The organism is Streptomyces sp. Alt3 (assembly GCF_030719215.1).
In the GTDB taxonomy this organism is placed as follows: domain Bacteria; phylum Actinomycetota; class Actinomycetes; order Streptomycetales; family Streptomycetaceae; genus Streptomyces; species Streptomyces glycanivorans.
In genome coordinates this window covers 1009339-1022158 of sequence record NZ_CP120983.1, presented here as the reverse complement: position 1 = coordinate 1022158, position 12820 = coordinate 1009339, and the positions used below count along the sequence as shown (strand labels likewise).

The window sequence follows — 12820 nt, the reverse complement described above, 5'->3', positions numbered from 1 at the left end:
CTTATCGTCGTCGGTTGATACTCCAGGATGGAACGAACGACGGTGCCGGAGCATTCCCGGTGGCCGGATCCCGCGCACCGCGTTCCGCACGTCCTACTCCCCGTCAGATCCCGCGGGCGGCGGTCACCGGTAGAGGGCGTCCACCTCGGCCGAGTACGCCGTCTCGATCGCCTTCCGCTTCAGCTTGAGCGACGGGGTCAGCAGACCGAGCTCCTCGGTGAACTGGTGGGCCAGGATGCGGAAGGTCCGGATGGACTCCGCCTGGGAGACCGCCGTGTTCGCCGCGACCACCGCCCGCCGGACCTCCATCTCCAGGTCGGGGTCGCGCACCAGGTCGGCGGGTCGCATGGCCGTGCGGCCCTGCATGGCGAGCCAGTGCTCCACCGCCTCGTGGTCCACGGTGACCAGGGCCGCGACGTAGGGCCGGTCGTTGCCGACGGCGATGCACTGCGCGACCAGGGGATGCGCGCGGACCCGCTCCTCCAGGCCGCTCGGGGCCACACTCTTGCCCCCGGAGGTCACCAGGATCTCCTTCTTGCGCCCGGTGATGGTCAGGTACCCGTCCTCGTCGAGCGCGCCGATGTCGCCGGTGGCCAGCCAGCCGTCGTGCAGCACCGCGTCCGTGGCCTTGGGATCGCCCAGGTACCCGGAGAACACATTGGCGCCGTGCACCCAGATCTCGCCGTCCCGCGCGATGTGCACCGTGGATCCGGGGATGGGCTGCCCGACGGTGCCGTAGCGGGTGCGCTCGGGCGGGTTGGCGGTGGCCGCGGCGGTCGTCTCGGTGAGTCCGTAGCCCTCGTAGACGGCGACGCCCGCACCCGCGAAGAACAGTCCGAGCTGCCGGGCCATGCCGGAGCCTCCCGACATGGCGTGCCGCACCCGGCCGCCCATCGCCTCCCGGACCTTGCGGTAGACGACCTTGTCGAAGAACTGGTGCTGCATCCGCAGACCGGCGGACGGACCCGGTCCGGTGCCGAAGGCCCGCTCCTCCAGCGCCTCCGCGTACTTCACCGCGATGTCCACGGCCTTGTCGAACGCCCCCACGCGGCCCTCGGACTCAGCCTTGCGCCGGGCGCCGTTGAAGACCTTCTCGAAGATGTACGGCACCGCCAGGATGAAGGTGGGCCGGAAGGACACGAGGTCCGGCATCAGCGCCTTCGCGGACAGCTCCGGCTGGTGCCCCAGCTTCACCCGGCCGCGCAGGGCCGCGATCTCCACCATGCGGCCGAAGACGTGGGCGAGCGGCAGGAAGAGCAGCGTCGCGGTCTCCTCACCGGGCTTGGAGAGGAACACCGGATGCCAGCGGGCGACCATGGTGTCGGCCTCGAACATGAAGTTGGCGTGGGTGATGACGCAGCCCTTGGGGCGCCCGGTGGTGCCGGAGGTGTAGATCAGGGTCGCCACCGAGTCGGGTGTCACCGCGCGCCGGTGCCGGTGGACGACCTCGTCGTCGATCAGTGCCCCGGCGTCGACGAGCTCGGTCACCGCGTCCGCGTCCAGCTGCCACAGCCGGCGCAGGTTCGGCAGCCGGTCGATCACCGAGCCGATCGTCATGGCGTGGTCCTCGTGCTCGACCATGACAGCGGCGACCTCGGCGTCGTGCAGCATCCACAGGACCTGCTCGGCCGAGGACGTCGGGTAGATCGGCACGGACTGGGCGCCCACCGTCCAGAGGGCGAAGTCGAAGAGGGTCCACTCGTAGCGCGTACGCGACATCAGCGCGACCCGGTCACCGAACCGGACCCCCTGTGCGATCAGCCCCTTGGCCAGAGCGAGCACCTCGTCGCGGAAGGCGGCCGCCGACACGTCGTGCCACCGTCCCTCCGCGTCCTTGTGGCCGAGGGCGATCCGCTGGGGATCCTCCTCCGCGAAATCGAAGACGGTGTCGGCAAGACCGCCGACTTGAGGGGCAGCGGCCATGGGTGGGACAGTGAATTCGCGCAATGACCTGCTCCTTGTGGCGCTCCGCACGGCGCCGCGACGCTACCTCACCGCGCGAGGCTGCGGGAGGGGTCAGAAGTCTCCGGAAAACGTGACATCTGGCCAGGCCAACCGTAGAAATCGGGCCAGATGGGCAAGGCTCGGGCGCACTTCTGACCACGGAGTAAGTAGCTCGGGCGGGAATCTCCACCGAATCTGTACGCGGAACCTACGCCTGATCCGGGTGCGGAGGCAGGACCGGAGCGCGGTGGAGGCGGTCGCCGCCTGCCAGGATCGCCGCCGCGAGAGCGTCCGCGGCGTCCTGCGCGGTGTCCCTTCGGCGCCCGTGCAGCAGCACGAAGTCCACATCTCCCAGATCCGGCAGACCGGCCCGGGACGGCACCGGCACGAGCCCGGGCGGGATGAGCCCCCGGGTGTGCGCCATCACCCCCAGACCTGCCCTGGCCGCCGCGACGAGCGCGCTCAGGCTCGCGCTCGTGCACGCGAAGCGGAACGCCCTGCCGTGCTCCTCGAGCACCTCCAGCGCCCGTGCGCGGGTGATGCCGGGAGGGGGAAAGGCGATCAGTGGCAGCGGGCGGTCGGGGTCGATCCGCAGCTGCGGCGCGCCGATCCAGGTGAGGGTGTCCTGCCAGACCAGCTCACCATGGGTGTCCCCGGCACGGCGCTTGGCCAGCACCAGGTCGAGCCGGCCCGCCGCGAGCTGCCGGTGCAGGGCACCGGACAGCTCCACCGTCAGCTCCAGCTCCACCTCGGGATGCTCACGCCTGAACGACTCCAGGATCTCCGGCAGCCGCGTCAGGACGAAGTCCTCGGACGCCCCGAAGCGCAGCCGCCCGCGCAGCCGGGTGCCCGTGAAGAACGCCGTCGCCCGCTCGTTGGCCTGGAGGATCGTCCGGGCGAAGCCCAGCATGGCCTCGCCGTCCTCGGTGAGGTCGACCCGGTGGGTGTCCCGGCTGAACAGCTGCCGGCCGGCCTCGGACTCCAGCCGGCGGACGTGCTGGCTCACCGTGGACTGCCGCACGCCGAGCCGGCGCGCGGCCTGGGTGAAGCTCAGGGTCTGGGCGACGGCCAGGAAGGTGCGGAGCTGGACGGGGTCGTACACGGTCCGAGGTTATCGCGAATCGTGATGACAGTCAGTGCGGTGTACGGGATTCCCGATCGCGGTGTTCAGGAGCAGGATGGGGAGGCCACGATTCCACCGAGAGAGCACGGAGCACATGAACCGCCGCACCAGCCGCCGTATCCCCGCGCTGCCGTCCTGGCTGCCGGTCGACCCCTACATCCTGGCGCTGATCGGCACGGTGGTACTCGCGGCTCTGCTGCCCGTGTCCGGGACCGGTGCGGATGTCGCGGGCGGCGCGTCGACCGGCGCCGTGGCCCTGCTCTTCTTCCTCTACGGAGCCCGGCTCTCCACCGCCGAGGCCCTCGACGGCCTGAAGCACTGGCGGCTCCACCTCACGGTCCTGGCCTGCACCTTCCTGGTCTTCCCGCTGTTCGGACTCGCCAGCCACGGGCTGGTGCCCTACGTCCTGACCCCCCAGCTCCAGGACGGCTTCCTCTTCCTGTGCCTGGTGCCCTCGACCATCCAGTCGTCGATCGCCTTCACCTCGATGGCCCGCGGCAACGTGCCCGCCGCCATCTGCGCGGGCTCCTTCTCCAGCATCGCCGGGATCCTGCTGACGCCGCTGCTCGCGGCGGTACTGCTCGGCGGGAGCGGGGGAGGGTTCTCCGCGGACTCCCTGCTGAAGATCGTCCTCCAGCTGCTGGTGCCCTTCCTCGCCGGACAGCTGCTGCGCCGCTGGGTCGGCGGCTTCATCGGCCGCCACCGCAAGGTGCTGGGCTACGTCGACCGGGGCTCGATCCTGCTCGTCGTCTACACGGCCTTCAGCGAAGGCATGGTGGCGGGCATCTGGCACCAGGTCACCCCGCTCCGTCTCGGCGCGCTGCTCGGCGCCGAGGCCGTACTGCTGGCCCTCATGCTCGCGGTGAGCTGGTACGGGTCGAAGCGGCTGGGCTTCGGCAGGGAGGACCGCATCGCCATCCAGTTCGCCGGCTCGAAGAAGAGCCTGGCGGCGGGCCTGCCGATGGCCAGCGTCCTGTTCGGCGCGCACGCCAGCCTCGCGGTGCTGCCCCTGATGCTCTTCCACCAGATGCAGCTGATGGTCTGCGCGGTGATAGCCAAGCGCCGCTCCCGCGACCCGCTGCCGGACGGCGAACAGCCGTCGCAGCAGGCCGTCCCGGTGGGCTGACCGGCTACGGGCGTTGAGGGGCCGCCGAGTCCGGATGCCGGGCCGTCACCGTCCGAGGTCCTCTGCCCCGTCGTTGCGCGGGGAGCCCCGTATGCCGGCGAGCCCGAGGCCCGTGCGGCTACGAGCGTTGGCCTCGGCGACGCGGGCGCTCAGCAACTCGGCCGGGCCGAGCGGCCGCAGACGGGACGGATCCGCGTCCCACTCGCGGCCACCTCCGAGCGGGCGGAGCTGGAGGTACGGGCCTTCGTGGCCCATCACCAGCCCCACCCGGCCGCTGTCGCCGTCGTGCACGGCTGTCCCGACGCGGAGGGCGCCGCCATCCGTCACCTGGCCGCCCCCTTCCTGATCACCGCCGCGAGGGCGTGCGCCACGGGGGCGGAGCAGACGCCGAGGTGAACGAGGGCGTAACGGGCCGGCCGTGAGCTGTCCTCGCCGTCCGTGTCCGGCCAGGGGGTGCGCACATCCATCATCGGCAGCTGGACGCCGGCGCCGCTCAGCGCGGCGGCGAGGTCGTCGCGCGCGGCCACGGCTTCCTCGACCTTGGCCGTTGCCGGGCGTCCTGCCCGGGGTGTCCTGCGGGGGAGGGGCGGCTTCTGCTGCGACGACGTCATGCTGTCTTCCTTCGGCTGTTCTTTCGCGGATTCCTCTGCCTGGCCACACCTCCGCGAACTACTTTGCGTGAGGGGCTCGTTACGAGAATGGCCCGGTCAGGGCCGTGACACACCGAGGGCGGGGTGTGCCTCTCCGGCGGGTCCCGTACGTTCCACACGTTCCACGGAGGACAGGATGCCGACGAGGCGAGCGGTTACGGGCCGCAGCAGGGAACCACGTGCACGGTTCGCGGAGGAGCTCCGGAACCTGCGTACCGAGCGCGGCGACAGTCTTCGCCAGCTCGGCGAACGGCTGGGCTGGGACTGGTCGCTGTTCGGGAAGATGGAGAAGGGCGAGACGGTCGGCGGCCCGGAGGTGGTGCAGGCGCTGGACCAGTACTACGGCACACCAGGCCTGCTGCTGGCCATGTGGGAGCTGGCGATCAGCGACCACTCGCAGTTCAAGGAGCGGTATCAGCGGTACATGGCGCTGGAGGCCGAGGCGACGAGCCTGTGGCACTTCGCGGTGAGCGTGCTGCCGGGGCTGTTGCAGACGCCGGGGTACGCGCGGGAGTTGCTGGCGTCCGGTGGGTTGAGTGGGGAACGGCTGACACAGCAGGTGGAAGCGAGGATGGGACGGAGGAGCCTGCTGGAGGGAGAGGGCGCACCGGCGTTCCGGACCATCCTGTCGGAGGCGGCTCTTCGGACGGCCCTGCGAAGTACGGAGGAGTGGCGAGACCAGCTCGCTCACCTGTCGGAGATGGCGGAGCGGCCGAATCTGGCGCTTCAAGTGCTGCCGCAGAGTGCGGGGTTGCACGGGTTGTCGAGTACGGACGTCTGGTTTCTTCGACTGCCGGACAGCCGTACTGTGGCGTACACGGAACACGGGTACGGAGGGGAACTCCACGAGGAGAGCGCTGCTGTGGAGCGTATGCAACGTGCGTACGATGCAACACGTGACCTCGCACTTTCCCCAGTCGAGTCGCAAAAATTCATCCTGCACGTGTTGGAGGAACTGTCGTGCGATCCATCGACCTGAGCGCCGCGACCTGGCGCAGGAGCAGCCACAGCAACCAGGACGGTGGCGCATGCGTCGAGGTCTCCGACGACTTCACCGCCGTCGTCCCCGTCCGTGACAGCAAGAACCCGCACGGCCCCGCGCTCATCTTCGCGGCGGACGGCTGGTCGTCGTTCGTCTCCGCGCTCAAGGACGGTGCCGTGGGCGCCTGAGCCGTCAGGAGAGGGCCCGGCCGGCGCAGGGGGCGCTCCCCGTCGGCCGGACCTCTGCCCCGTGCAGCGGGTGGGCCGGATCAGCCCTGGCCCACCGTCGCCCCGAGGGCGATGCGGTGGTCACCCGCGTACACGTTCATGGACTGCCCCCGCAGGAAACCGACGAGGGTCAGTCCGCTCTCGGCCGCGAGGTCCACGGCCAGCGACGACGGTGCCGAGACCGCTGCGAGCATCGGGATCCCGGCCATCACCGCCTTCTGCACCAGCTCGAACGAGGCGCGTCCCGACACCAGCAGGATCGACTGCGAGAGCGGCAGCCGGTCGTCCGTGAGCGCCCGCCCCACGAGCTTGTCGACCGCGTTGTGGCGTCCGACGTCCTCCCGTACGTCGAGCAGCTCGCCCTCCGGGGAGAACAGCGCGGCGGCGTGCAGGCCCCCGGTCCGGTCGAACACCCGCTGCGCGTCACGCAGCCGGTCGGGGAGGGCGGCGAGCTGCGCGGGCGTCACCCGGACCGGGGGAGTGTCGGCGACGGGATGGCGGGTCGTGGTGCGGACGGCGTCGAGACTCGCCTTGCCGCACAGGCCGCAGGACGACGAGGTGTATACGTTGCGCTCCAGTGTGATGTCGGGGACCACGACACCCGGGGCGAGCTTCACGTCCACCACGTTGTAGGTGTTCACGCCGTCGGCCGTCGCCCCGGCGCAGTACACGATCGACTGCACCTCGGAACCCTCACCGATCACGCCCTCGCTCACCAGGAACCCCGCCGCGAGCGCGAAGTCGTCGCCCGGAGTGCGCATGGTGATGGCGAGCGGCTTGCCGTTCAGCCGGATCTCCAGGGGTTCCTCCGCTACGAGGGTGTCGGGGCGTGTCGTGACCGCCCCGTCCCGGATGCGGATGATGCGGCGACGCTCGGTGACCCGTCCCATAGCCGTCAATCCCGATTCTGTACGTGTTGGAAGCCGAAACGGCCCTTTATACAGAGGTTGCCATGGGTCACCGGGTTGTCGTGCGGCGAGGTGACCTTGACGATCTCGTTGTCCTGCACGTGGAGGGTCACGTTGCAGCCCACACCGCAGTAGGCACACACCGTCGTGGTCCGCGTCTGCGCGGTCTCGTCCCACGTCCCCGCCGCCCGCATGCCGAACTCCGAGCTGAACGAGAGAGCCCCCGTGGGGCAGACCTCGATGCAGTTCCCGCAGAAGACGCAGGCCGAGTCGGGGAGCGCGGCATCGTGTTCGGTGGAGATACGGGCGTCGAAACCGCGGCCCGAGACGGCGATGGCGAAGGTGTTCTGCCACTGCTCGCCACAGGCGTCGACGCACTTGTAGCAGAGGATGCACTTGTCGTAGTCGCGGACGTACAGGTCGTTGTCGACCTTCGGCTGTTCGTCCACCCGGGCCGCGTCCGTCCCGAAGCGGTCGGGCTCCGCCTCGTACTCCTCGATCCACTCGGCGGCCCGCGGCGTCGTCGACAGGTCCGTGGACGAGGCCAGCAGCTCCAGCACCACCTTCCGGCTGTGCCGGGCCCGCTCGGTGTCCGTCCGGACGGTCATGCCCGGCTCGGCACGCCGGGAGCACGCGGGGGCGAGCGTACGGGCACCCTCCACCTCGACCACGCACACCCTGCACGCGTTCTTCGGGGTGAGAGTGTCGCCCTGGCACAGGGTGGGAACGTCCCTGCCGGCCGACCGGCAGGCGTCCAGGATCGTCGAGCCCTCCGGGACCCGGGTCTCCTCGCCGTCCAGCGTGAACGTGACGAGGCGGCGAGGCGGCTGAAGCGGTACTGCGGTCACCTGTAGACCCCCAGACGGTCGATGGCGGACTCGACGGCGTTCCACGCGGTCTGGCCGAGACCGCAGATCGAGGCGTCCCGCATGGCCTGCCCCACCTCTCTCATCAGCGCGATGTCCTGGGCGGCCGCGGCGCCCGTACGGTCCACGATCCGGTGCAGCGCCTCCTCCTGGCGGACCGTTCCCACGCGGCACGGCACGCACTGGCCGCACGACTCGTCGCGGAAGAACTCCGCGATGCGCAGCAGGATCCTGGGGAGTTCCACCGAGTCGTCCAGGACCAGGACCACACCCGAACCCAGCGTCGTCCCCGCCGCGCGGGTGCCCTCGAAGGTGAGCGGGACGTCCAGCTCGTCGGGGCGTACGAAACCTCCCGCCGCCCCGCCGAGGAGCACGGCGCGCAGTCGCTCGGGCGGCCCCGCGAGGTCGAGCAGCTCCCGCAGACTCGCGCCGAAGGGCAGCTCGTAGACACCGGGGCGGTCCACCTGCCCGGAGACGCAGAACAGCTTGGTGCCGGTGGACGTCTCCGTGCCGGTGGCCGCGTACGCCACGGCCCCCCGCTCCAGGATCGGCAGCACGTTGACGAGCGTCTCGACGTTGTTGACCGCGGTCGGCTTGCCGAAGAGGCCCTTCTCCACCGGGAAGGGCGGTTTGGAGCGCGGCTCGCCGCGCTGCCCTTCGATCGAGTTGAAGATCGCGGTCTCCTCGCCGCAGATGTAGGCACCCGCACCGCGCCGGATCTCGATGTCGAAGGCGTACCCCTGCCCGAGGACGTCCGGGCCGAGCAGCCCACGGGTGCGGGCACCGCGCAACGCGTGGTCGAGGCGTTCGTACGCCCGGGGGTACTCGCCCCGCAGGTAGATGTAGCCCTGGCGGGCTCCTACCGCGTAGCCGGCGATCGTCATCGCCTCGACCAGGGCGTACGGATCACCCTCCATCAGCACCCGGTCCTTGAAGGTGCCGGGCTCGCTCTCGTCCGCGTTGCACACCAGGTAGTGCGGGCCGTCGGCCTGCTGCGCGGTGGCCTGCCACTTGCGTCCGGTCGGGAAGGCCGCGCCGCCGCGGCCGACGAGCCCGGCGTCCAGCACCTCGCGGATCACCCCGGCGGGGCCGAGCTTGAACGCGTGGCGCAGCGCGGTGTAGCCGCCGGTCGAGCGGTAGTCGTCCAGCGAGGCGGGGTCCACCGTGCCGATCCGCCTGAGGAGCACGAGGGCTGGATCGCCGGCCTGGGGGACGGCAGCGGCGGCCGGGGGCTCCACGGGGGCCTCCAGGGGTGCGCGGACCGCGGTGACCAGCCCAGGTGCGGTGGCGGGGGCGACCACGGCGGAGCAGCGGACCGGGCCTGCGGCGGGCGCTGGAGGGGGCAGAGGGGCTGTATCCGCCGGATCCGTCCCCGCCTGGAGCAGCAGTGCCGCCGGGGCCCGCTCGCACAGGCCCAGACAGGGGCTCTCCTGCCAGACCGCGCCCTCGGCCGGGGTGCCAGGAGCCCCCAGGCGCTCGGTGAGGTCCGCGCACACAGCAGCCGAGCCCCGGGCCGCGCAGGCCAGGTCCGTGCAGACGTGGAGCACCTTCGCCGGGCGGGGCCGCACCGAGAGCAGGGAGTAGAAGGTCGCGACGCCGTACGCCTCGGCGGGGGCGACCGTCAGCCTGCGGCAGATGTGGTTCAGCGCGCCCTCGCTGATCCAGCCCACACGGTCGTTCACCGCGTGCAGTGCCGGCAGCAGCTGGTCGCGGCGGTCCTTGGCCGCGGCCGCACCGCCCCTCGCCCAGCGCAGGTCCTTGTCCGTGCGCTCGGCGGCGCCCTCCCAGCCGGACGGCGGGGGTCCCAGCAGGGCGTCCACGGCTTCCCGCTCGGCGTCGGTGGGGACGGCGTCCGTGTATCTCAGGTCCATGCGGGCACCAGCTTCTCTATCCGTACGGCGGAGGCCTTGAACTCGGCGGTACCGGCGATCGGGCAGTTCGCCTCGATGGTCAGCTGGTTGGTGTCGACCTCGTCCGGGAAGTGCATCGTCATGAAGGCGAGCCCCGGCCGCAGCCCGGAGTCGATCCACACGGGAGCGGTGACACTGCCCCGCCGCGAGGAGACCCGCACCTCCTCGCCCACGACGACGCCGTAGGACTCCGCGTCCTCCGGGCAGAGCTGGATGTACTCGCCCCGGCGCAGAGGGGACGCGTAACTCCCGCTCTGTACACCGGTGTTGTACGAATCCAGTCGTCGCCCCGTGGTGAGCCGTAGGGGATAGGAATCGTCGGTGAGGTCGACCGGCGGGTCGTGCCGCACCAGGCCGAAGGGCGCCGCGGGGCCGCGCCGCACGGGATCGGTCTCCCAGAGCCGGGCGTGCAGGAAGCCGGACGGCAGCTTCTCCGTGTCGGGGCAGGGCCATTGCAGCCCCTGGTGCTCCGCCAGCCGTTCGTACGTCATCCCGAAGTGGTCGGGCGACAGGGAGCGCAGCTCGTTCCAGACGGTCTCGGCGTCGTCGAACTTCCAGTCTTGGCCCAGCAGTCCGGCCATCGCGCAGATGATGTCGATGTCCTCGCGGGCCTCGCCCGGCGGGGTGAGCGCGGCGCGGACCCGCTGCACCCGGCGCTCACTGTTCGTCGTGGTCCCGTCGGTCTCCGCCCAGGAGGCGGTGGCGGGAAGGACGACGTCGGCCAGCTGCGCGGTCCTGGTCAGGAAGATGTCCTGCACCACCAGATGGTCGAGTGCCTCCAGCCGGCGCACCGCCTGGTCGCTGTCGGCCTCCGACTGTGCCGGGTTCTCCCCGATGCAGTACACCGCGCGCAGTTCGCCGGTCTCCATGGCCTCGAACATCTGGGTCAGCGTCTTGCCGTACCGCGGCTGGATGACGGTGTCCCAGGACCGCTCGAACTTCTGCCTGACGGGCGGGTCGAGGATGTCCTGGAAGCCGGGCAGCTTGTTGGGGATGGCGCCCATGTCCCCGCCGCCCTGCACGTTGTTCTGGCCGCGCAGGGGCTGGACCCCCGCGCCGTAACGTCCGACGTGCCCGGTGAGCAGGCAGAGGTTGATCAGCGCGCGGACGTTGTCGGTTCCGTTGTGGTGTTCGGTGATGCCCAGGGTCCAGCAGAGCTGGGCGCGTTCGGCCGTGGCGTAGGCGTGGGCGAGGTCCCGGATCGCTTCGGCCGGCACCCCGGTGACCTTCGCGGCGGCGGTCAGGGTCCAGGGCTCGACGAGGGCGGCGTACTCCTCGTACCCGGTGGTCGCACGGTCCACGAAGGCCCGGTTGACGAGTCCCGCGTGGATGATCTCGCGGCCGATGGCGTGGGCGAGCGGGATGTCGGTGCCGACGTCGAGGCCCAGCCAGCTCTCCGCCCATTCCGCGGTCGAGGTCCGCCGCGGGTCGACTGCGTGCATGCGCGCCCCGTTGCGGATGCCCTTCAGCACGTGCTGGAAGAAGATCGGGTGCGCGAAGCGGGCGTTGGAGCCCCACATCACGATCAGGTCGGTGTGCTCCACCTCCTCGTAGGAGGAGGTTCCGCCCCCTGAGCCGAAGGCGGCCGACAGACCTGCCACGCTCGGGGCGTGGCAGGTGCGGTTGCAGGAGTCGACGTTGTTGGTGCCCATGACGACCCTGGTGAACTTCTGGGCCACGTAGTTCATCTCGTTGGTGGCCCGCGCGCAGGACAGCATCGCGAAGGCATCCGGGCCGTGGGTCTCGCGGGTCCGCCGGAATCCCGCGGCGGCCCGGGCCAGCGCCTCGTCCCAGCTCGCCCTGCGCAGCACCCCGTCCTCCCCGCGAACGAGAGGGTGGGTGAGGCGTTCGTACGTCTTCGGCTGCCGGCCCCTGCGGTTCCCGCCGCCTGTGCGTTCGCTGTTCATGGTGCGCTCCCTGCCGGTGCCGAGGACGTGGTGGCGAGGAGATCCGCGAGCGCGTGCACGGCGCGCAGCGTCGGTACGGGCGTCCCGGCCAGCTCGGCCAGCTCGACGACGGCCGCGAGCAGCACGTCGAGTTCGAGGGGTTTGCCCTTCTCCAGGTCCTGGAGGGTGGATGTCTTGTGGTCGCCGACGCGCTCCGCGCCCGCGATGCGCCGCTCCACGGACATCCCGGGGCGGCAGCCGACGGCCGCCGCGACGTCGAGGGTCTCGCGCATCATCGACTCCACGAGTGCGCGGGCGTCCCGATGGCGGCAGATCTGGCCCATGGTCGCGCGGGCCAGCGCGCTGATCGGGTTGAAGGAGATGTTGCCGAGCAGTTTGATCCAGATGTCGTTGCGCAGATCCGGTTCGACCGGGCACTTGAGCCCGCCCGCGACCATGGCCTCGCTGAAGTCCAGACAGCGCGCGGAGACCGAGCGGTCCGGCTCGCCGATGGAGAACCGGGTGCCTTCGAGGTGGCGTACGACGCCGGGTGCTTCCAGTTCGGTGGCGGCGTAGACCACGCATCCGACGGCACGTTCCGGAGGCAGTGCGGCGCTCACCGAACCTCCCGGGTCGACGCTGTCGAGCCGGCGGCCCGTGTACGGGCCGTCCAGGCCGTGGAAGTACCACCAGGGGATGCCGTTCTGCGCGGCGACCACCGCGGTGTCCTGGTGCATCAGCGGATGGACCAGTGGCCCTGACATCGCGTACGAGTTGGCCTTGAGTCCGAGGAAGACGTAGTCGACGGGCCCGACATCCGACGGGTCGTCGGTGGCGGCGGGCCGTGCGGTGAAGTCACCGCGCGGGCTGAGCACGCGCACACCGTCACGGCGCATGGCCTCCAGGTGCGGGCCGCGGGCTATGAGATGGACCTCGGCGCCTGCGCGGTGGAGCGCGGCCCCGACATAGGCGCCGATGGCTCCGGCGCCGACAACTGCGACTTTCACGGGGCTCTCCGTTCGGTGAGGAGGACCGAGCGAGGGTGTCAAGTCGACAGAATATTGTCTACAGTATGCCTTCGTGAGGGGTCAATACTCGTGACAGCGGGTGTGCCTCGTCCGTCCGCGATTCCGTGTGGCTGCCGGAGTGTCCGCGAAAGTTCCCGGGTAGCTGTTCGAGACGCTCCAACCTCGGGCCC

The 12820-nt window shown here is 70.8% G+C and carries 12 protein-coding genes; 3 read left to right on the top strand and 9 right to left on the bottom strand.

Going from position 1 to position 12820, the window contains the following annotated elements:
* Positions 1-123: 123 nt before the first annotated feature.
* Entirely contained in the window at positions 124-1923 is a 1800-nt protein-coding gene (locus P8A20_RS04575) for an AMP-dependent synthetase/ligase (RefSeq protein ID WP_147960262.1), read from the bottom strand.
* Between the two features lie 229 nt (positions 1924-2152).
* Entirely contained in the window at positions 2153-3046 is an 894-nt protein-coding gene (locus P8A20_RS04570; protein WP_147960263.1) for a LysR substrate-binding domain-containing protein, read from the bottom strand.
* A gap of 115 nt (positions 3047-3161) precedes the next feature.
* Between P8A20_RS04570 and P8A20_RS04565 the strand changes: the two genes are divergently transcribed.
* A complete protein-coding gene (locus P8A20_RS04565) occupies positions 3162-4193 on the top strand; it encodes a bile acid:sodium symporter family protein (RefSeq protein ID WP_147960264.1) in 1032 nt (343 codons plus the stop codon).
* Positions 4194-4238: 45 nt separating this feature from the next.
* Here P8A20_RS04565 and P8A20_RS04560 read toward each other — a convergent pair whose 3' ends face one another.
* Together P8A20_RS04560 and P8A20_RS04555 are read right to left on the bottom strand one after the other, a co-directional pair.
* The gene (locus P8A20_RS04560) at positions 4239-4448 is read right to left on the bottom strand and encodes a hypothetical protein (RefSeq protein ID WP_306105114.1); all 210 of its coding nucleotides are present in this window, start codon (positions 4446-4448) and stop codon (positions 4239-4241) included.
* 68 nt (positions 4449-4516) lie between these two features.
* Positions 4517-4804 (bottom strand): hypothetical protein, encoded by a 288-nt coding sequence (locus P8A20_RS04555; protein ID WP_147960266.1) that lies wholly within the window; start codon positions 4802-4804, stop codon positions 4517-4519.
* A 175-nt stretch (positions 4805-4979) separates the two neighbouring features.
* Between P8A20_RS04555 and P8A20_RS04550 the strand changes: the two genes are divergently transcribed.
* Together P8A20_RS04550 and P8A20_RS04545 are read left to right on the top strand one after the other, a co-directional pair.
* A complete protein-coding gene (locus P8A20_RS04550) occupies positions 4980-5822 on the top strand; it encodes a helix-turn-helix domain-containing protein (protein WP_306102911.1) in 843 nt (280 codons plus the stop codon).
* Entirely contained in the window at positions 5804-6013 is a 210-nt protein-coding gene (locus P8A20_RS04545; RefSeq protein ID WP_147960268.1) for a DUF397 domain-containing protein, read from the top strand. Before P8A20_RS04550 ends, P8A20_RS04545 begins: the two co-directional genes overlap by 19 nt.
* Before the next feature lie 80 nt (positions 6014-6093).
* On the opposite strand, the gene fdhD is transcribed toward P8A20_RS04545, so the two are convergent.
* From fdhD to P8A20_RS04520, 5 genes are read right to left on the bottom strand one after another with little or no spacing between them, the layout of a single operon-like run.
* A complete protein-coding gene (gene fdhD, locus P8A20_RS04540) occupies positions 6094-6942 on the bottom strand; it encodes a formate dehydrogenase accessory sulfurtransferase FdhD (RefSeq protein ID WP_147960269.1) in 849 nt (282 codons plus the stop codon).
* A gap of 5 nt (positions 6943-6947) precedes the next feature.
* Positions 6948-7808, bottom strand: a complete 861-nt coding sequence (locus tag P8A20_RS04535) for a 2Fe-2S iron-sulfur cluster-binding protein (RefSeq protein ID WP_306102910.1) — start codon at positions 7806-7808, stop codon at positions 6948-6950.
* Positions 7805-9697 carry an NAD(P)H-dependent oxidoreductase subunit E gene (locus tag P8A20_RS04530; RefSeq protein ID WP_306102909.1) on the bottom strand — a complete coding sequence of 631 codons (1893 nt, stop codon included), beginning with the start codon at positions 9695-9697 and terminating at the stop codon, positions 7805-7807. The genes P8A20_RS04535 and P8A20_RS04530 overlap by 4 nt, the downstream gene beginning before the upstream one ends.
* A complete protein-coding gene (locus P8A20_RS04525) occupies positions 9688-11643 on the bottom strand; it encodes a molybdopterin oxidoreductase family protein (RefSeq protein WP_306102908.1) in 1956 nt (651 codons plus the stop codon). The genes P8A20_RS04530 and P8A20_RS04525 overlap by 10 nt, the downstream gene beginning before the upstream one ends.
* Positions 11640-12629: a 2-dehydropantoate 2-reductase gene (locus P8A20_RS04520; RefSeq protein WP_147960273.1), complete on the bottom strand. Its 990-nt coding sequence runs from the start codon at positions 12627-12629 to the stop codon at positions 11640-11642. The genes P8A20_RS04525 and P8A20_RS04520 overlap by 4 nt, the downstream gene beginning before the upstream one ends.
* Positions 12630-12820 lie beyond the last annotated feature (191 nt).

Bases quoted from the DNA above. Each gene is read 5' to 3' on its own strand.
- P8A20_RS04575 (WP_147960262.1), bottom strand. From the start codon at position 1,923: ATGGCCGCTGCCCCTCAAGTCGGCGGTCTTGCCGACACCGTCTTCGAT.
- P8A20_RS04565 (WP_147960264.1), top strand. From the start codon at position 3,162: ATGAACCGCCGCACCAGCCGCCGTATCCCCGCGCTGCCGTCCTGGCTG.
- P8A20_RS04560 (WP_306105114.1), bottom strand. From the start codon at position 4,448: ATGGGCCACGAAGGCCCGTACCTCCAGCTCCGCCCGCTCGGAGGTGGC.
- P8A20_RS04555 (WP_147960266.1), bottom strand. From the start codon at position 4,804: ATGACGTCGTCGCAGCAGAAGCCGCCCCTCCCCCGCAGGACACCCCGG.
- P8A20_RS04550 (WP_306102911.1), top strand. From the start codon at position 4,980: ATGCCGACGAGGCGAGCGGTTACGGGCCGCAGCAGGGAACCACGTGCA.
- fdhD (WP_147960269.1), bottom strand. From the start codon at position 6,942: ATGGGACGGGTCACCGAGCGTCGCCGCATCATCCGCATCCGGGACGGG.
- P8A20_RS04530 (WP_306102909.1), bottom strand. From the start codon at position 9,697: ATGGACCTGAGATACACGGACGCCGTCCCCACCGACGCCGAGCGGGAA.
- P8A20_RS04525 (WP_306102908.1), bottom strand. From the start codon at position 11,643: ATGAACAGCGAACGCACAGGCGGCGGGAACCGCAGGGGCCGGCAGCCG.